Annotated in this window: 13 protein-coding genes; 3 read left to right on the plus strand and 10 right to left on the minus strand. The window is 68.9% G+C overall.

Annotated elements, in window-relative coordinates:
• Window positions 1-31: 31 nt before the first annotated feature.
• Together hmgA and I6H87_RS27215 are read right to left on the minus strand one after the other, a co-directional pair.
• The gene (gene hmgA / locus I6H87_RS27210) at window positions 32-1,351 is read right to left on the minus strand and encodes a homogentisate 1,2-dioxygenase (RefSeq protein ID WP_011617392.1); all 1,320 of its coding nucleotides are present in this window, start codon (window positions 1,349-1,351) and stop codon (window positions 32-34) included.
• 507 nt (window positions 1,352-1,858) lie between these two features.
• Window positions 1,859-2,245, minus strand: coding sequence for a helix-turn-helix domain-containing protein (locus I6H87_RS27215; RefSeq protein WP_011617393.1), 387 nt, complete (start codon window positions 2,243-2,245; stop codon window positions 1,859-1,861).
• Between the two features lie 338 nt (window positions 2,246-2,583).
• Between I6H87_RS27215 and I6H87_RS27220 the strand changes: the two genes are divergently transcribed.
• From I6H87_RS27220 to I6H87_RS27230, 3 genes are all read left to right on the plus strand, one after another.
• Entirely contained in the window at window positions 2,584-3,189 is a 606-nt protein-coding gene (locus I6H87_RS27220) for a TetR/AcrR family transcriptional regulator (RefSeq protein ID WP_041688140.1), read from the plus strand.
• A gap of 171 nt (window positions 3,190-3,360) precedes the next feature.
• Window positions 3,361-4,386: an alpha/beta fold hydrolase gene (locus tag I6H87_RS27225; RefSeq protein WP_011617395.1), complete on the plus strand. Its 1,026-nt coding sequence runs from the start codon at window positions 3,361-3,363 to the stop codon at window positions 4,384-4,386.
• Window positions 4,387-4,400: 14 nt separating this feature from the next.
• Window positions 4,401-4,733: a DUF2917 domain-containing protein gene (locus I6H87_RS27230; protein WP_011617396.1), complete on the plus strand. Its 333-nt coding sequence runs from the start codon at window positions 4,401-4,403 to the stop codon at window positions 4,731-4,733.
• Window positions 4,734-4,861: 128 nt separating this feature from the next.
• On the opposite strand, the gene I6H87_RS27235 is transcribed toward I6H87_RS27230, so the two are convergent.
• The 8 genes from I6H87_RS27235 to I6H87_RS27270 all read right to left on the minus strand — a co-directional run bounded on the left by I6H87_RS27235 (window position 4,862) and on the right by I6H87_RS27270 (window position 17,059).
• A complete protein-coding gene (locus tag I6H87_RS27235; RefSeq protein ID WP_011617397.1) occupies window positions 4,862-5,203 on the minus strand; it encodes a DUF3325 domain-containing protein in 342 nt (113 codons plus the stop codon).
• Window positions 5,187-6,818, minus strand: a complete 1,632-nt coding sequence (locus I6H87_RS27240) for a PepSY-associated TM helix domain-containing protein (RefSeq protein ID WP_011617398.1) — start codon at window positions 6,816-6,818, stop codon at window positions 5,187-5,189. Before I6H87_RS27240 ends, I6H87_RS27235 begins: the two co-directional genes overlap by 17 nt.
• On the minus strand, window positions 6,815-7,138 hold the full coding sequence (locus I6H87_RS27245; RefSeq protein ID WP_010810181.1) for a hypothetical protein: 324 nt from the start codon (window positions 7,136-7,138) through the stop codon (window positions 6,815-6,817). The genes I6H87_RS27240 and I6H87_RS27245 overlap by 4 nt, the downstream gene beginning before the upstream one ends.
• 70 nt (window positions 7,139-7,208) lie before the next feature.
• The gene (locus I6H87_RS27250) at window positions 7,209-9,416 is read right to left on the minus strand and encodes a TonB-dependent siderophore receptor (protein WP_051398566.1); all 2,208 of its coding nucleotides are present in this window, start codon (window positions 9,414-9,416) and stop codon (window positions 7,209-7,211) included.
• A gap of 180 nt (window positions 9,417-9,596) precedes the next feature.
• A complete protein-coding gene (locus I6H87_RS27255; protein WP_011617401.1) occupies window positions 9,597-10,997 on the minus strand; it encodes a lysine N(6)-hydroxylase/L-ornithine N(5)-oxygenase family protein in 1,401 nt (466 codons plus the stop codon).
• Between the two features lie 22 nt (window positions 10,998-11,019).
• Window positions 11,020-12,120: a GNAT family N-acetyltransferase gene (locus I6H87_RS27260; protein WP_011617402.1), complete on the minus strand. Its 1,101-nt coding sequence runs from the start codon at window positions 12,118-12,120 to the stop codon at window positions 11,020-11,022.
• A gap of 32 nt (window positions 12,121-12,152) precedes the next feature.
• Window positions 12,153-13,835: a cyclic peptide export ABC transporter gene (locus I6H87_RS27265; RefSeq protein WP_011617403.1), complete on the minus strand. Its 1,683-nt coding sequence runs from the start codon at window positions 13,833-13,835 to the stop codon at window positions 12,153-12,155.
• Window positions 13,832-17,059: a non-ribosomal peptide synthetase gene (locus tag I6H87_RS27270; RefSeq protein ID WP_011617404.1), complete on the minus strand. Its 3,228-nt coding sequence runs from the start codon at window positions 17,057-17,059 to the stop codon at window positions 13,832-13,834. Before I6H87_RS27270 ends, I6H87_RS27265 begins: the two co-directional genes overlap by 4 nt.
• Window positions 17,060-17,288 lie beyond the last annotated feature (229 nt).

Consider the following 17,288-nt stretch of genomic DNA (forward strand, 5'->3'; position numbering starts at 1 on the left):
GAAAGCCGGGCGGGCGGCCAGGCGCGCGAGATCAGCGGGTGTTCGGGTTGAAGTGTTTCTTCAGGCCCTGCCAGCACGTGTAGTAGTCCTGCTGCAGCGAGGCCGACTGCGCGGCATACGGCGTCGGGCGGATCACGCCCGGGGTCTCGAACATGAAGGCCATGGTGTCCTCGATGCGGTGCGGCTTCGAGGTATCGGCGGCGCTGGCCTTCTCGAAGGTTTCCGCATCCGGGCCGTGGCCGCTCATGCAGTTGTGCAGGCTGGCGCCGCCCGGGGCAAAGCCTTCGGCCTTGGCGTCGTAGACGCCGGTGATCAGGCCCATGAACTCGCTGGCGATATTGCGGTGGAACCAGGGCGGGCGGAACGAGTCCTGCATCGCCAGCCAGCGCGGCCCGAAGATGACGAAGTCGATGGTGTCCACGCCCGGCGTGGCCGACGGCGACTGCAGCACCAGGAAGATCGACGGATCCGGGTGGTCGAAGCTGATCGAACCGATGGTATTGAAGCGGCGCAGGTCGTACTTGTACGGGGTGTAGTTGCCATGCCAGGCCACCACGTCCAGCGGCGAGTGGCCGATCCCGGCGCGCCACAGGTTGCCCTGGAACTTGGCCACCAGCTCGAAATCACCCTCGCGGTCTTCATAGCTGGCAACCGGCGACAGGAAGTCGCGCGGGTTGGCCAGGCCGTTGGAGCCGATCACGCCCAGGTCGGGCAGCTGGAACAAGGCGCCGTAGTTCTCGCAGATATAGCCGCGCGCCTCGCCGTCGGGCAGCTCCACGCGGAAGCGCACGCCGCGCGGGATCACCACGATCTCCTGCGGCTCCACTTCCAGCCGGCCAAGCTCGGTCACCATCAGCAGGCGGCCCTGCTGCGGCACGATCAGCATCTCGCCGTCGGCGTTGTAGAAGAACCGGTCCTGCATCGACTGGTTGGCCAGGTACAGGTGGATGCCGCAGCCGGTCATGGCCTCGGGGCCGCCATTGCCGGCCATGGTGACGATGCCGTCGACAAAGTCGGTCGGCACCGACGGCATTGCCGGCGGGCTCCAGCGCATCTGGTTGGGCGACGGCGGCACCTGGTCGAAACGGCTCAGGAAACGCGACTGCTCGATCTGCGTGAACGGCGTATGCATCGCGGCCGGGCGAATGCGGTACAGCCACGAGCGCCGGTTGTGCGCGCGCGGCGCGGTGAAGGCCGTGCCGGACAGCTGCTCGGCGTACAGGCCGTAGGGCGCGCACTGCGGCGAGTTCCTTCCTACAGGCAGCGCACCGGGCAGCGCCTCGGTGGCGAATTCATTGGCGAAGCCGGACATATAGCCGTGCTCGGCGAGCTGGGTGTGCGTGAGTGTCATGGTGTCGTCAGCGTTCCTGGGTCTCAGTCCATCTGGCGCTGCGCTGGCGCCTGGCGGCCTCTGCTGGGAGTGCCTGCCGGTCCGTATTCAGTCTGTGCGCGGTGCACGGAGCATGAATTACGTAATGCGTAATGAATTTACCATATCGTAATAGCCAACTTCGGACGTGTCAAACGGCACCGCTGACGCATGCGTCGAACGCCGCTTGCATTGCAGTTGTAGGTGGGAAACGGGAACAGCGGGAAAAAGCAGGAAGCGCCGGGATGCGCGCGTCGACGCCTGCGCGGCGGCAGTTGCTCACGCAGCGGGAAAAACCAGGAAATGCGGGAAAGCGCCGAAGCAGGCAGCCAGGCCTGCGGCGTCATCCACGCCAGGCGTCGCGAACGGCGCTCAGGACGGTAGCAACCGGCGCAGTGCGGAAAGCCCCGCACCGGTTGTCATGGGTGGCCTGGAGGCCAGCTTCCAGTGCCGGCGCGTTGCGAACGCGGCCGGCCAGGCAGCGGCCAGTCAGACCGGCTTGTGGCCCTCTCCGGTCCCGGAGCCGAAACCGCCTCCGGAAGCCGGTGCCGCAGCCGGCGCGGCCGTGCTTCCGGCGGCCGGCTGGCCTGCCATGGAAGCTGCCGTCACGCCGCCATTGCGGCTGGCAATAAATGCGTTGACGTCTGCAGCAAGATGCTGCGGGGCCAGCACGACTTCCAGGCCCAGCGCCTCGCAGGCGGCCAGGAACGTCGACATGCGGGGATCGGCCTGACCCGACTCCGCCCGCAGGTAGGCTTCCCGGGAAATCCCCGCTTTACGGGCGACGTCCTCCTGCTTGAGCTTGCGCGCGCGACGCAACGCCCGCAGTTGCCGGAACGGTTCGCTAGCGCCTCTTGGCACGGCTGTACTGTTCATGTCGGTCTCCAGTCACCAGTGAAAAAAAGTGCGCGGACGTGCATTCGAGTATAGAGCACGCAAAGCGTTCCGTATGTAACCGCAGAAACACTTTGTGCAGATTTCTTAGAAGTCCGCAATCCCGCCCTGACATCGGCCGGTTGGCGAACATCAAAGAGCCGGATCGTGCACAACAACGCTGCACCGCCCAGTCTCTAACGGGCCTTGGCGGTTTGCGTTGACGTCACATGCATATCCATATGACGTTATGGCCTCCCGGACACAAGTGCGCAAGTCGGGGCAAATACCATGCATCTGGTTTCGTTGACAAACCGACCGGTCGTGCTATTCTCCACACCATGCAGAAAGGACAACTCACCCGCAACGCCATCGTCGAACAGGCACTGGACACCGCTGCCAAGGTCGGCTTCGAACAATTGTCGCTGGCCACGCTGGCCGCGGACACCAATATGTCGAAGAGCGGCCTGTATGCGCACTTCAAGTCCAAGGAGGTGTTGCAGCAGGCAGTGCTGGACCTGGCCGTTGAGCGCTTCGGCGAGATCGTGATCCGGCCGGCGATGCGCCAGCCGCGCGGCATGCCACGACTGCAGGGGCTGTTCGAAGGCTACCTGGAATGGCTGGGCGGCACGGTGACGCAGGGACGTTGCCTGTTCACGGCGCTGGGCCAGGAATACCGCGACCGGCCGGGCTCGATCCGCGACCTGGTGGTGCAGTCGCTGAAGGATTGGCACAGCACGGTTGCGCGCGTGGTGGGCGACGCCATCGATGAGGGCCATTTCGGGCCGGATACCGACCCACGGCAATTTGCTTTCGAACTCTCGGGTATCGGCATGGCCTTCCAGCAATCGTTCAAGCTGCTCGGCCGCGACGATGCCGAGACCATGGCGCGGCGCGCATTTGCGGCCCTGGTGGCCCGTGCCGCCGAGGGTGCTCGCGGCCACTGATCCACACATTGGCGCCGGCGCAATCCCGCCGGCAGGCAGCAACCGCTCCGGCGGACTTTTTTTGTACCGAAAAAAGCACGACTGGTCGGTCGTAACAACAGCACGGAAAGCCGCCGGCGGGGCCGGTGCCGATGATGCCGTGCCATCCAGAATCCATTGGAGGTGCAGGTCGTGACGCAAGCAGTCTCTTCTCCTTCCCCGGTTTCCTCATCCCGCACCGCCGCGCCCTTGCCCGCGCGCGCCGGCGATGCGCCGCTGCGCCCCGGCAAGTCCGGCGCGGTGGAGCGGGCCTTGCAGGGCTGGCAGCGGTTGCGCTGGCTGGCGGGCAGCGTGGTCAGGCCCGGCGCGACAGCGCGGGCGCTGGAGCACATCTGGTTCAAGCCGCCGCGCGCCGCCGCCACATCGGCAGCACGGCGCCTGCTGGACAGTGCGCGCGCCGACTGGGCGCTGGTGACGGGCCAGGGCCCGAGCCGGCGCGTGCGCGTCTATCGCTGGGGCAGGTCCGGCCCCGTGGTACTGCTCGCGCACGGCTGGGGCGGACATGCCGGCCAGTGGCATGCGGTTGTCGATGGCCTGCTGGCCGCCGGCATGCGCGTGGTGGCCTTCGATGCGCTCTCGCACGGCGCCTCCGATGCCGGCGCACGCGGCGCGGCGCAGACCTCGGTGCTGGAAATGTCGCGCTCGCTGCTCGCCGCGGCCTGGCACGCGGGGCCGGTGCACGCCGTGGTGGCGCACTCGCTCGGCGGCGCGGCCACCGCGCTGGCGCTGCGTGAGGGCCTGCCCGCCCGCGCCGCCGTACTGGTCGGATCGCCGGCCGACATGCACGCCGCGTGTGCGTCGCTGGCCTGGCAAATGGGCTTCACGCCCGGCGTGCTGGCACGCATGCAGCGCCAGAGCGAGCGCTGGCTGGGACTGCCATGGTCGGCCTTCAACGTGCCCGACGTCGGCCGCACCCGGCCGGTCCCGCCAACGCTGGTGATCCATGACCGCGACGACAAGGAAGTGCGCTGGGAAGACGGTGCCGCCATCGCCGGCGCCTGGCCCGGCGCGCAACTGGTCACGACCAGCGGCCTGGGGCATCGCCGCATCCTGCAGGATCCCGGCGTGATCCGGCACATCGCCGATTTCATCCGGCCCGGCACAGCCCCCGCGCGCGCGGCAATCCCGCCAGCGTTGCACGGGCTGGCCGTCGACTGAGCCTGGAGACCATCATGTTCCTGGTGAGCAATGACATGACCGCCACCCTGCCCGCACGCAGTTCGCTGCGGCTGGCGGCGGGCCCCGGCGAACACGTCGCCGTGCGCTGCACGGAAGGCGAACTCTGGCTGATCCGCGACGGAGACCCGAAGGATACGGCGCTGACGGCGAGCGAGAGCTTTACGTTGTCCGACAGCGGCCATATCGAGCTGTATGCCGTCACCACGGCATCGCTGCACGTAACGCGCTGCCGGCAAGGCGCCGGGCCGGCGGCGAGCGCCTGGCGGCAATGGCTGCGGCGCTTGCTGGCGCCGCCTGGGCGCGGCTTTACCGGCGCAGGCCGATGATGCGCGGGGCTGGGGGCGCCCCCTGGCTCTGCCAGCCCTGACGCGGATGCGTGGTCGTGGTCGGGTGCAACTTATGGCGGTTAATTGCGTTTTTCTATAAAAAGCGCGTCCCTTGCGGGGCACGTGTCTCAGATACGCAAGACAGCCATCAGCCCGCGTGCGATCGCCTGCAGCCAGCCACGCCGCCAGGTCAGCGTGAACGACACCGCCAACGCTCCCGCCATCATCGCCAGCGCCCACAGCAGCACGCCAAAGCCGGTGCGGTTGCCCGCCTGCGCGGCCACGGCGCCAAGCGCCACCAGCGCCCAGGCCGCGCAGCGCAGCCGCCGCCGGCCACTGGCGGGCAGGTCCGCGCCCTGCCCCGACAACTCGGTCCAGTGCCGCTCCGTGGCGCAGGCAAACAGCACGAAAGCGCTGTACGCGCACAGCGCCAGGCCCAGCAGCAGCAAGTGTTCAAGCGTGATTGGCACGGTCCATCTCCTCTAGCGCCTGGCTGCTGGCAGCAGCGGTCCGGGCCTGGCGTGCCGCGTCGACGCGCCGCAGCCGTCGCGCCGACGCCAGCGCCAGCCCACCTGTCAGCAGCAGCACGATGTCGACGCCGGCCAGGGCAAGGTGGCCGCGCGTCAGCGCCAGCGGCAACCAGTCGCCGGTGCTCAGGCCGTTGAGCACCGGCGCCGCCAGCGCCAGCGCGGCAATCGCCAGGCATTGCTGGCGCCATGGCACCAGCGTGCGGCTGCCCGGACGCATCGCCACCCGCGCATGGATCGCGGTGGTCAGCCAGACCAGGAAGAACAGCCCGGCCTCGATAAACTCGCGCGACGGCAGCGTCATCGGCAGCAGCCGGTTGGCCACCATCATCGCCAGCGTGGCGATGACCAGGCCCGTGGTGGTACCCGCGGTGACCGCGGCCGCCAGCCGCACGCCCTTTTCGCCGTGGCGCGCATGGCGCTTGTCGAGCCAGTACAACTGCCCGGTAGCGATCAGCACGCACCCCGCCAGCCCGGCCAGGAAATACAGCCAGCGCAGCGGCCAGTGATCGAACGCGATGAAGTGCATGCCGGTCAGGAAGCGCTGCGTGGTCGCAGCGGGCTGCAACGGCACGTGATGCAGCAACGCACCGGTGGCGCCGTCGAAGTAGGCGGCGTCGTCGGCCAGGCTGACGCGGTCGCCCACCGAGCGGCTCACCTTGACCACGGCGTTGGCATCGCCGGGGTTCCACACCCGGATCGCGGCCGGCGCCGCCCCGCCCCAGCGCGCGCGCGCGGTCTCGACCATCGGCCCCAGCGCGGCCATCGGTGCCGCCACCCCGGCGGGCGGGCGCGAGTAGCCGGACAAGGCCTGGTCGTAGAAGGTGTTCGGCTGCTGGTACAACGCGCTGATGCCGGCCGGCATCAGGATCATGTAGACAATGCAGACCCCGGAGAACGTAATCACCGCATGGAACGGCAGCGCCAGCACGCCGGTCAGGTTGTGCAGGTCCAGCAGGCTGCGCTGCAGCTGCTTGCGCGGCCGGAACGTAAAGAAGTCGCGGAAGATGCGGACGTGGATGATCACCCCCGACACGATCGCCGCCAGCATCGCCATCGCCGCCAGGCCCACCAGCCAGTAGCCGATGTTCCAGGCGCGCAGGTGCAGGTTGTAGTGCAGCGGATAGAAGAACGACGACGCGCCCAAGGTGCCCACGTCAGGCAGCAGCTCGCCGCTGCGCGGATCGGCCAGGCGGATCTGCCCGCCCGCGGCGGCATAGCGCACGCGCGCGATCATCACCGGGGTGCGCTGCTCGGGCAGCGTGACCGCCCATTCGCGCAGCGGCTTGCCGCTCGCCAGCGCCGCCACGGCGCGCGGCACCACGGTGTCGATGTCGATCGTGGGCGGCGCTGCGTCCAGGCGCGTGGCCGGCATCATCCAGCGGTCGACCTCGCGGTCGAACACCGCCACCGAGCCCATGAAGAACGCCACCATCAGCACACCGCCGAGCAGTACGCCAATCCAGGTGTGCGCCCAGGTCATGGCCTGGCGCAGGCCGCCGGCATGTGCATCGGCCTTCTGTGCGCGGGCCTTGTTATTTCGTGCGGGTCGCGTCACGCCAGCTTCTCCCCCAGCCACCACGCCACGCCGGCGCCGATGGCCGCGCCGGCCGCCAGCACCAGCCACACGCGCAGCAAGTGCCGCGTCACTAGCGCCCACAGTGACATCATCGGAAACAGGAGGAAGGCCAGCATCGAAAACCAGAGCACGGCCTCGCTGCGGGCCAGGCCCAGGCGCCAACCGAGCGCGGCGCCGCCGGCGGTGATGCCCCAGACAAAGGCATAGCTGCCCGCCAGCGCGGCCAGCGCGCGGGCGGTCATGGCCAGCGCGCGCGGGAAGGCGCGGCGCGATGGCAGGGATGAGGGACTGTCGTTCATTGGAATTCTTCGCAACGCGCGGCCTTCGTGGTGGTGCAATGGCATCGCACCACCACGAAGGCCGCTGCGTTTACATCTTCATGCGCACGGTGAACATGGCCGCGCGCGGCTGGCCCCAGATGTTGCCTTCGCGCGGGTTGTTGATCCGTGAGTAGTAGCTGCGGTCGAACAGGTTGGTCAGGTTCAGGTCCGCCGACACGTGCTTGTTGAAGTCGTAGCCGATCGCGGCATCGAACGTCGCATAGCCGCCGCGGCGCAGCGTGACCGCACCAATCGGCGCGGGGAACAGCGCGGTGTTCTGCACATGGCTGACCGCGGTCATGCCGCCACCGATGCGCCAGCGGTTGAAATCGCCGGGCAGGCGGTACATCGTCCACAGCTTGAACAGGTGCTTGGGGGCAATCGCCGAGAACGGCGTGTTGACCTGGCCGGTGCGGTTCTGCAGGTCCTGCGTGACGTTGAACGTATAGCCGGCGTAGATGGTCCAGCTCGGCGTGATGCGGCCGCTGGCTTCCAGCTCGAAGCCCTGGCTCTTGGTCTCGCCCTGCGACACGAAGAACGGATTGCTCGGATTGGTCGTGTTGATATTGTCGAGCGTGGCGCGACCGGTCTCGCGTACCTCGAACAGTGCCAGCGAGGTGTTCAGCGCGCCCTCGAAAAATTCGCTCTTGACGCCGACCTCGTACTGCTTGCCCTTGATTGGATCGACCAGGTTGCCGCTGGCGGTCAGGTACTCATCCTGCGGCTGGAAGATCTCGGCATAGCTGGCATAGGCCGACCAGTGTTCGGTGAAGTCGTAGATCAGCCCGGCGAACGGCGTGAACTTGGCGTTGATGTCGTCGCCCCGGGTCACGCTGGTGGTCGACGTGTACTGGCGCGCGCTGATGTCCCACCAGCTCAGCCGCCCGCCCAGCACCAGCGTCACCGGATCCGCCAGCGAGAAGCGCGCGTCGCCGTAGACGCCGTACTGCCTGGTCGTGGTGGTGATGCCTGTGCCATTGGGGGTGAAGGTTGGCTTGGCGAAGTCGCTGCGCGGGTTGAAGATGTTCACGACCTGCGAGAACGGCGAAATGGCATACCGGGGGTCGCGCCGTTCCGAATCGGAAAAATTGAAGCCGACCAGCGCCTTGTGCCGGCGCCCGAACAGCGAGAACGGCCCGTTGGCGTAGAGGTCGAAGCTGGTCTGCTCCTGCGTGTAGGTCTGCTTGGCCGCGAACAGCGTGGTCGTGTTCACGCCCGGGATCACCGGCGTATAGGCATAGGCCTGCTCGCGGTTCAGGCGGTTGTTCAGGTAGCGCAGCGCACCCTTGACCTGCCAGCCGCTGTCGAACTTGTGCTCCAGCTCGGCGAAGGCCGAGGTGGTATAGAAGTGGTCGCGGTTCCAGTCCGCGCCCAGGTAAGTCGAGCGCGGCACGTCGAGCAGGCTGGCCTGGCGCGTGACCGGGTTGAAGTAGGCCGGCAGCGTCCACGGCTGGCGGCCTTCCGAATCCTGGTAGCTCGCGCCGACCGTCACCAGCGTGCTGGGCGTGATGTCGTACTCGATCACGCCATAGAGCGCACTGGTGCGCATATTGGTCTTGTCGATGAACGAGTCCTTGTCCTGGAACGCGCCGGTGATGCGCGCGCGCAGCGTGCCGTCGGCATTGAGCGCGCCGCCGGCATCCACCTCGGCGCGGTAGTTGTTCCACGATCCCACCGACAGCGCGCCGCCGATCTGGGTTTCTCGCGTCGGGCGCTTGCGCACCAGGTTGATCGCGCCGCCGGTCTTGCCCGCCCCGGCGAGCAGGCCCGACGGCCCCTTGAGCACTTCCACCCGCTCGATCATCGACAGGTCCGGCTGCACGGTGTTGCGCCAGTCATACTTGGTCGGCACGCCGTCCAGCATGAAGGTGTCGATCTCCAGCCCGCGCGAATAATAGATCGAACGCTCCTGGTCACGCTTTTCGACGAACACGCCGGTGGCCTGCATCATCGCGTCTTCCAGCGTGGTCAGGTTCTGCTCGCGGATGCGCTCGGCGTTGACCACGGTGACCGATTGCGGCACCTCGCGCGCGGTCAGCGGCACCTTGCTGCCAGCGGTAGTAGGCGGGTTGACGGGGTTTTCGCGGGCGCCGTTGACTGTCACCGCCGGCAGCGAAGGCTCCGGTTGCCGGGCGGGTCTGCCCGCGGGGGCCGGCTGCTCCGCCTGCGTTGCCGACGATGCCGAACCTGTCACGTTTTCCTGTCCGAAAGCCGACGCGCTGACCATCAGGCCAACGGCGGCCGGGATCCAGCGCATGGCAGCGCGGCACTGCACGGACCCATGCCTTGTTGCCCGCGCGCGTTCGGTCGCGCGTCTGTTGCTGTGTTTCATTTCCTTCTTACTCCCCTGCTCGGTTGTGAAAATCCAGGCCGTGGGACCCGGCTGGCCGCCTGGTCGCGGCCGCCGGTCCTCATATTGCTTTGTATGGGCGATACCTCAGTGCGTGCCGGCGTGCGCGACGCGCGCGGGGCGGCTGCGAGGCGGCTCGGCCTCCATGGCGCATGCCGCACCCGCCCGGTTGCCCAGCACGGCGGCCGCAATCTCTTGCGCGCGCACCGCCAGCACCGACAGCAGCGTGTCCGACAAGCCGTGCGTCGCTTCGCAGCAGCCCTGCAGGAATACGCCCGCCTGGCAGCCCGGCGCCATCTGCAGCCGGTAGTCGCGGTCGGCCTGGAAGCCCTTGGCGTCGTCCAGGTAGGACGCCAGCGGCGCCAGCAGCGACTGGTGCAGCTCGCGCCGATAGCCCGTGGCGAGGATGACCGCGTCATAGCGCTGCAACTGATGCGCGCCATCGTCACGCCGCGCAATGTCCAGCCGCACGCCGTCGGCATCGGCCTCGGCATGGCGGGCCTCGCTGCCGGCCAGCAGGCGGTGGCGCACCTTGCCGGTGACCTTCTGCTGGTACAGCACCTCGTAAATGGCTTCGATCAGGTCGGTATCGACCACCGCGTAGTTGGTATTACCGAACTCGCGCAGCAGTTGCTCGCGCTCAGTCGCCTCGCGCGAGAACAGGTAGTCGATATAGCGCGGGTTGAAGATCTCGTTGACGAAGGGGCTGTCGTCGGCCGGCTTGAGCGCCGGCACACGGCTGACCAGGTCGACCGCAATGCCGCCTTCGCGGCCATGCAGGTCCAGGAAAATCTCGGCGGCGCTCTGGCCCGAACCAATTACTGCCACGCGCCGCACGGGCGCTGTGCGCTCCAGCCGCTCCAGCGACTCGAGGTACGACGACGAATGGAACACCCGCGGGTGGCCCCGCAGCGGCACGAAGGCGTCCGGAATGCTGGGCGCGCCGCCGACGCTGACCACCACGTTGCGCGCGCGGCGCTCGGTCAGCGCCCCTTCCGCCGTGCGCGAGGTCACGCGCAGGCAGGCCAGATCGCCATTGCCGCCGGCGGGCTCGGGCGCGACCGAAACCACTTCCTCGCCGTAGTGACAGGCGTCGGCAAAATCACCCGCCACCCAGGACAGGTAGTCGTTGAACTCGTAGCGGCTGGGATAGAAGGTGCGGGTGTTGATGAAGTCCAGCAGCCGCTCGCGCTCGTGCAGGTAGTTGATGAAGGTATAGCGGCTGGCCGGATTGCGCATCGTGACCAGGTCCTTCAGGAACGAGATCTGCATGCGGCTGTTGTCGAGCAGCATATTGCCGTGCCAGACGAAGCCCGGTTTCTTCTCGACAAAGCCGAAGCGGAACGGTGCCTGCTGCGGCAGCATTTCGCGCAGGGCCACTGCCAGCGCGAGGTTGGAAGGCCCGAAGCCGATGCCCAGCAGGTCGAGCACGGGCCCTGCACCGGCATCGGTGCCGTGGGCGGCGAAGGTGGAAGCGGAATAGAGCATGGTCTCTCCTTGCGCGGCTGGCTCAGGCCGCCAGCGCGGTCGGTTCTGCACCGGACAGCTGCGCCTGCCCGTCGTCCTGCGGCACCCACAGGCGCTCGCCGAAGAAGCGTTCGCGCAGCAGCATCACCAGCATGGCGCGCTTGTGCGGGAAGTCGAAGGCCTTGACCTTGGCAAACCCGGAACGGTCCAGGTTGCGGATCTGCTGCACATGATCGATGCGGGGCTCGCCGACGATGCGCTGCGTGCGCGGGTCGTCCAGGAACATGTAGTGCATCAGCGACGGCAGCCAGGCGCTGATATACGCCTTGCCACGGATCTCGCCGTCGCCGATCAGCACGTGCCAGCCGCGGTCGAAGTCGTCGACGTCGTAGTAGGGGCCGATGCGGTTCTCCTTGGCCCAGTACACCTCGAAGTACGCGAACGGCTTGCCGTCCAGGCAGCCGATCAGCGGGATGGTGTGCGGGTCGGCCAGCTGTGCCGACAGGTAATCGCGATGCTTTTCCAGATCGCCTTCTTCCTCCCAGAACGCCGCCACGCGCGGATCGTTCATCCAGCCGTGGAAGCACGCCAGGTCGGCATCGAGATCGGCCACCCGCATCGAGAACACCTGGCCGAGCCACGGGATATGGCGTGCATAGACCTGGCCCGACGGCTTGGGCGCGCGCAGCGGATGGCGCCGGCCCTGGGTCATCGCGTATTGCAGCGGATAGTCGCGGCCCGAGGTGCCGGTGTGCCACAGCGCCGGCAGTTGCCAGAGCTGCTCGACGCGCGTCACCAGCTCGCCGCCGGCCGCGCGCGTGGCGCTGCCCTCGCGCAGCATTGCGTTGGCGATGGCATCGGGCAGGTCCAGCGCGATTGCCTGCGTCGCGGGGGTGCGCGCCAGCACCGCCTCGCAGGCGGCAAAGGTCGCGGCGCGCGCCAGCGGATGGACCGGGTCGGTATCGGCAAGTGCCAGCCGCGGCTGGGTGCCGGGCGTAAACTGCCAGGCCTGCAGCGGCGTGCCGTCGAGGCTTAGCTGCAGCGCGCAGCCATCCCAGCGGCTCTGCAGGGTGAGGCTCGTCGCGGACAACCAGGGCTGGCTCGCGATCGCGTGGGTCATCAAAGGCGCGGCATTGCTTTGCATGTGAACTGACTCCCTGTCTGTGTTGGCGCGCGTCATGCGGCGGCCTGATGGTCGGTCTGGCCGGCCGCGGCGGGGGCGGCGGCGCTGTCGGTGGCGCTGTCGGCGCGGATCACGCCGCTGTCGGCGCCGATCACGCGGTCGGCCACGTGGAAATAGCGGTCGTCATGGCTGACCGCGACAATGGTCTTGCCGCTGCGCTTGAGCTCCGGCAGCAGCGATTCATAGAAATAGGCGCGGAACACGGGATCCTGGTCGGCTGCCCATTCGTCGAGCAGCAGCACCGGGCGCGCCTCGACATAAGCCGCCAGCAGCGCCAGCCGCTTGCGTTGCCCCTGCGACAGCTGCGTGGTCGACAGCAGGTCATCGCGGATGGCGACCTTGTGGTCCATGTGCAGCCGCTTCAGGAAAGCATTGGCCACCGCGGCGTCGAAGCGCCCGTCCGGGCCGACCAGCCGCGCGAACAGATGGGCGTTGGAGAACACCGTGGCGAAATGGCTGCGATACCAGGGCAGCTCGGCGGTGCCCACCGGCCGGTCGCCGAGCGCTATGCTGCCGGCGCTCGGCTGGTACAGGCCCGCCAGCAGCTTCATCAGCGTGGACTTGCCGCTGCCGTTGCCGCCGACGATAAAGACCGTCTCGCCGGCGGACAGCGTCAGCGACACGGGGCCGAGGCGGAAGCCGCGCTCGTCGCCCTGGCCGGGATAGTCGTAGCGCACGTCCTGCAGCGTGATCAGCGGCGTGCCCGGCGCGGGCGGTGCAGCGGCGGTATTGGTCGAATGCAGCGCGAAATCCTCCGTGTACGGCGCCAGCCGCAGCGTCTCGATCTTGCGCAGCGCGACGTTGCCGGTCATCAGGATCGGCAGCGTGCCGACCAGGTCGTTCAGCGGCATGCGCAGGAACATCAGCACCAGCACGAAGGCGGTGATGCGCTCGCGCCCAATACCCAGCGCATCGCCGGCGATAAAGATCGCGCACGCCACCCCCAGGATCAGCGTCGCGGTGAACGACAGGCTCAGCACCCAGTAGCGGTCGGCGCGCACCTCATGTGCGCGCGCAAACTCCGCGGCGGGCTCGAAGTCGCGCTGGTAGAAGCTCTGCTTGCGCCAGGCATTGAGCGCCAGTTCGTAGCGGCCATCAATCGCGCCCTGGTAGCCGGCGTAGAGCCGGTCGTCGGTATCGCGCACCGCCTTCATCAGGGTGCGCATGCGCAGCACCCAGCGCTGCGCCAGCAGCACGCCTGCGCCCAGCACCGCGGCACCGAGCACGAACAGCTGCCACGACAGCCAGCCCAGGTACAGCAGCCCGCCCAGCACCAGCACGCCGTTGTAGAACACGAACGGCACGCGGTTGAAGGCCATGCCGATCGAGGCGATGTCCTTGGTCAGCGTGGCATAGACGGTCGGGCCGCCGATCGCTTCCAGGCGCTCCACGTCGGTATCGAGCACGCGCTTGAGCATGCGCAGCCGCATGTCGTACACCACGCGGTGGCCCAGCGCGGTCAGCAGCGCCTGCGAGCCGAAGCCGCAGCCGAACAGCACCGCCAGCAGGCCCAGCAGCACGCCGATGCGCCCCGCTTCCAGCGCCGCCGGCGCGGCGATCATGCGGTTGATCTCGGCAATCAGCGCGATGCCGGCGAGCGCGCTGCAGGTGCCCGCGGCCAGCGCCAACAGCAGGAGGCCGCCGAAGCGGCGGCGCAATGAGAGGAACAGATTCACAGGGCCTCCAGCAGGTCGTTCATGAAGGCCAGGTCGGCGTCGGCATCGCGCCGGCCGGCCTGGTCGATCGCCGCGGCCATGTCGCGCAGCACGGGCGCAGCGAACAGCGCCGGCAGCGCCAGTTCGCAGGCCATCTGCTCGCGGATGCGGGTCTGCAGCCGCACCAGCAGCAGCGAATGGCCACCCAGCAGGAAGAAATCGTCGTCGGCTCCGGCCTGGGCCACGTCCAGCACCGCGCACCACAGCGCCGCCAGTTCATGCTCGGTCGGCGTCGATGGTGCCGCCGCCGCGCGCGGCGCGGCCGGCTCGGGCAGCGCCTGGCGGTCGACCTTGCCGTTGGCGTTGAGCGGCAGCGCATCGAGCCGCGTCAGGCTGGACGGCACCATGTAGCCGGGCAACTGCTCGCGCAGGCGCGCGAGGATGGCGTCGTCCGAGTCATCGCCAGCCGTGGCGGCCACGTAGTACGCGCACAGCCGCGCCATCCCGTCGGGACCCTGCCGGGCCACACAGACTGCCTGGCTCACCTGCGGGCACGCGCTCAGCGCCGCCTCGACCTCGCCCGGTTCGACGCGGAAGCCGCGCACCTTGACCTGGTGGTCGCGCCGGCCGAGGAACTCGACAATGCCGTCGACACGCTTGCGCGCCAGGTCGCCGGTCCGGTACAGCCGGTCGCCCGCCATGGCGCCCGGCGTGCCGGGCGCGAACGGGTTGGGCACGAAGGCCGCGGCGGTTCGGGCCGGATCCTCGGCATAGCCGCGCGCCAGCCCGGCGCCGCCGATGTAGAGCTCGCCGGCCACGCCCGGGGGCACCGGTTCGAGCCGCGCGTCCAGCACGTAGAGCTGGTTGTTGGCGATGGGCCGGCCGACCGGCGCGACCGCCCACGCGGGAGCGCCCTCGGCCGCCAGCGCATGCGCCGCGGACCAGACCGTGGTCTCGGTGGGGCCATAGACGTTGCAGACCTGCGCGCCCCTGGCCAGCAGTGCCGTGGCCAGCTCGCGCCCCAGCGCCTCGCCGCCGCACAGCACGCGCAGCCCCTCCCATGGCGGCGAGGCTTGCGTCACCAGCATCTGCCAGGTCGCGGGCGTGGCCTGCATCACGGTGATGCCGTGCGCGGACATCAGCGCCGCCAGCCGCGCCGGGTCGCGCGCATCGTCGCGCGTGGCGATCACCACGCGGGCGCCGCTGGCCAGCGGCAGGAACAGCTCCAGCCCCGCGATATCAAAGCCGAGCGTGGTCACCGCCAGCAGCCGGTCGCTGCCGTCCATCGGCACCACCGGCGTCATCGCCCGCAAGAAGTTGGCAAACGCGCCGCGCGAAATCTGCACGCCCTTGGGCGTGCCGGTCGAGCCGGAGGTGTAGAGCGTGTAGGCCAGTTGTGCCGGATGGCATGGCGCAGCCGGCGGCGTATCGGGGGCCGTGCTCCAGGGCGGCGTGTCGCCGTCGACCAGCACCACCGCGCCGCTGTCGCCGAGCGCGGCGCGTGTAGCGGCGCTCGCCAGGATCAGGCGCGCACGGGCATGGCCGAGGATGTGGGCATTGCGCGCGGCCGGATGGTGAGCGTCGACCGGCAGGTAGGCGGCGCCCGCCTTCAGGATGCCGAGCAGCACTGCCACCAGCGCGGGCGTGCGCGGCAGGCACACGCCGACCAGCGCCTCGGCGCCGAGTTCCTGCGCGGCCAGCCAGTTCGCGATGCGGTTGGCGGTCGCTTCCAGCCCGGCATAGGTCAGGCTCGAGGCGCCGTCCGTCACCGCAATGGCATCGGGCGTGGCCGCGGCGGCGCGCGCGATCCGTGCGACCACGTCGTCGGCCGGGTCGAGTGCAAGGCCGGTGTCGTTGCCGTCGGCCAGCGTCCGGGCCTGCTCGCCTTCATCCATCAGCGGCAGTGCTTCGAGCGGCGTCTCGGGCGCGGCCAGCATCGCGCCGAGCAGGTGTTCATAGTGCCGCGCCATCCGCTGGGCCGTGGCCGCGGTGAACAGCGTGGCGTCGTATTCCAGCGTGGCCGACACGCGCGTGGCGCTGGCGTGCAGGTCGAGCGTGACGTCGAACTTGGCGCTGTCGTCGGGCACCGGCAGTGCGCTCGCCTGCAGGCCGGGCAGCGTGAAGGCGGCGGGCTCGCCCATCTGCAGGTTGAACATCGCCTGAAACACCGGCGTGCGGCTGGGGTCGCGCGACGGCGCCAGCCTGTCGACCAGCAGTTCGAACGGCAGGTCGGCGTGGTCCAGCGCGGCGCGCGCATCGTCGCGGACCTGCTGACACAGCGCGTGGCCGCTCAGGCCGGGCGTCAGCCGGGCGCGATAGACCTGGGTATTGATGAAGCAGCCGACCAGTTCGTCCAGCTCTTCATGCGTGCGGGCTGCGTTGGGCACGCCCACGGCAAAGTCGGACTGGCCGCTGTGGCGCGCCAGCAGCGCCTGCCATGCGGCCAGCAACACGGCGAACGGCGTGAGCCGGCCACCCCGACCCGTGCCACCAGCGCAGTAGCTGCGCAGCGCTGCCACCACGTCGTCCGACAGCGTCCAGCGGACGCGCCCGCCCTTGCCTGCCGGCCGCGCCGGGCGCGGGGCATCGAGCGGCAGTTCCAGCGCGGGAATGCCAATGCCCAGGCGGTCCGCGCAGCGTGCCACCGCGGCATCGAGCGCAGGGCCATCGAGACGCTCGCGCTGCCAGGCAGCGTAGTCGGCGTACTGCACCGGCAGCGGCGTCCAGCCCGGCTCGCTGCCATTGACGGCCGCGGCATAGGCCCGCGCGAGGTCGCGCGCCAGGATCGGGTTGGACCAGCCGTCCGAGACGATGTGGTGCATGGCCAGCACCAGCACGTGGGCGTCATCCTCCAGCCGGGCGACGGTGACGTGGAAAGGCGCGGCGGCGTGCAGGTCGAATACGCGCGCCGACTCGCGGCGCAGCTGCGCATCGAGCTCGCCTGCGGGCAGGTCGATCCATTGCACGGCCGGCGGCGCGTTGTCGACGATCTGCCGGGGCTCGCCGTCACCGGTCGAGAAACGGGTACGCAGTACCGCATGGCGCGCCGTCACCTGCGCCAGCGCCTGCTCCAGCGCCGGAGCCGACAGCGGGCCCTGCAGGCGCCAGGCGCGCACCAGGTTGTACGCGGTGCTGTCCGGCGCGTAGCGCTGCAGGAACCACAGGCGCTGCTGCGCGAACGACAGCGGCGCGGGGTCTTGCGAGGCGCGCGCACGGATCGTCAGGTCGGGCATAGGCTGCGTCATTGGGTCTCCTCGGGAGCCGCGAGGCAGCCATTGCTGGCCTGGCTGCCACCGCGCGCATGGCCTTGCCGCGCGAACGGCAAGGCCAGGACCGCCCCGCAGCCGCGGCCATGCTGCGACTGACTGGCAAGGGGGCGCCCAGGTGCGAGATTGTCTTTACAAAGCGAATTGCGAATATACCTGATAATCATTCTCATTTTCAACAAAGAAAAGGCGTTGACTGCATATCCGC

It is taken from the genome of Cupriavidus necator (assembly GCF_016127575.1).
Classification (GTDB): domain Bacteria; phylum Pseudomonadota; class Gammaproteobacteria; order Burkholderiales; family Burkholderiaceae; genus Cupriavidus; species Cupriavidus necator_D.

Excerpts from the sequence above, each read along its gene's own strand:
- hmgA (WP_011617392.1), bottom strand. The coding sequence starts at position 1,351 with ATGACACTCACGCACACCCAGCTCGCCGAGCACGGCTATATGTCCGGC.
- I6H87_RS27215 (WP_011617393.1), bottom strand. The coding sequence starts at position 2,245 with ATGAACAGTACAGCCGTGCCAAGAGGCGCTAGCGAACCGTTCCGGCAA.
- I6H87_RS27220 (WP_041688140.1), top strand. The coding sequence starts at position 2,584 with ATGCAGAAAGGACAACTCACCCGCAACGCCATCGTCGAACAGGCACTG.
- I6H87_RS27230 (WP_011617396.1), top strand. The coding sequence starts at position 4,401 with ATGTTCCTGGTGAGCAATGACATGACCGCCACCCTGCCCGCACGCAGT.
- I6H87_RS27245 (WP_010810181.1), bottom strand. The coding sequence starts at position 7,138 with ATGAACGACAGTCCCTCATCCCTGCCATCGCGCCGCGCCTTCCCGCGC.
- I6H87_RS27250 (WP_051398566.1), bottom strand. The coding sequence starts at position 9,416 with ATGCGCTGGATCCCGGCCGCCGTTGGCCTGATGGTCAGCGCGTCGGCT.
- I6H87_RS27255 (WP_011617401.1), bottom strand. The coding sequence starts at position 10,997 with ATGCTCTATTCCGCTTCCACCTTCGCCGCCCACGGCACCGATGCCGGT.
- I6H87_RS27260 (WP_011617402.1), bottom strand. The coding sequence starts at position 12,120 with ATGCAAAGCAATGCCGCGCCTTTGATGACCCACGCGATCGCGAGCCAG.
- I6H87_RS27270 (WP_011617404.1), bottom strand. The coding sequence starts at position 17,059 with ATGACGCAGCCTATGCCCGACCTGACGATCCGTGCGCGCGCCTCGCAA.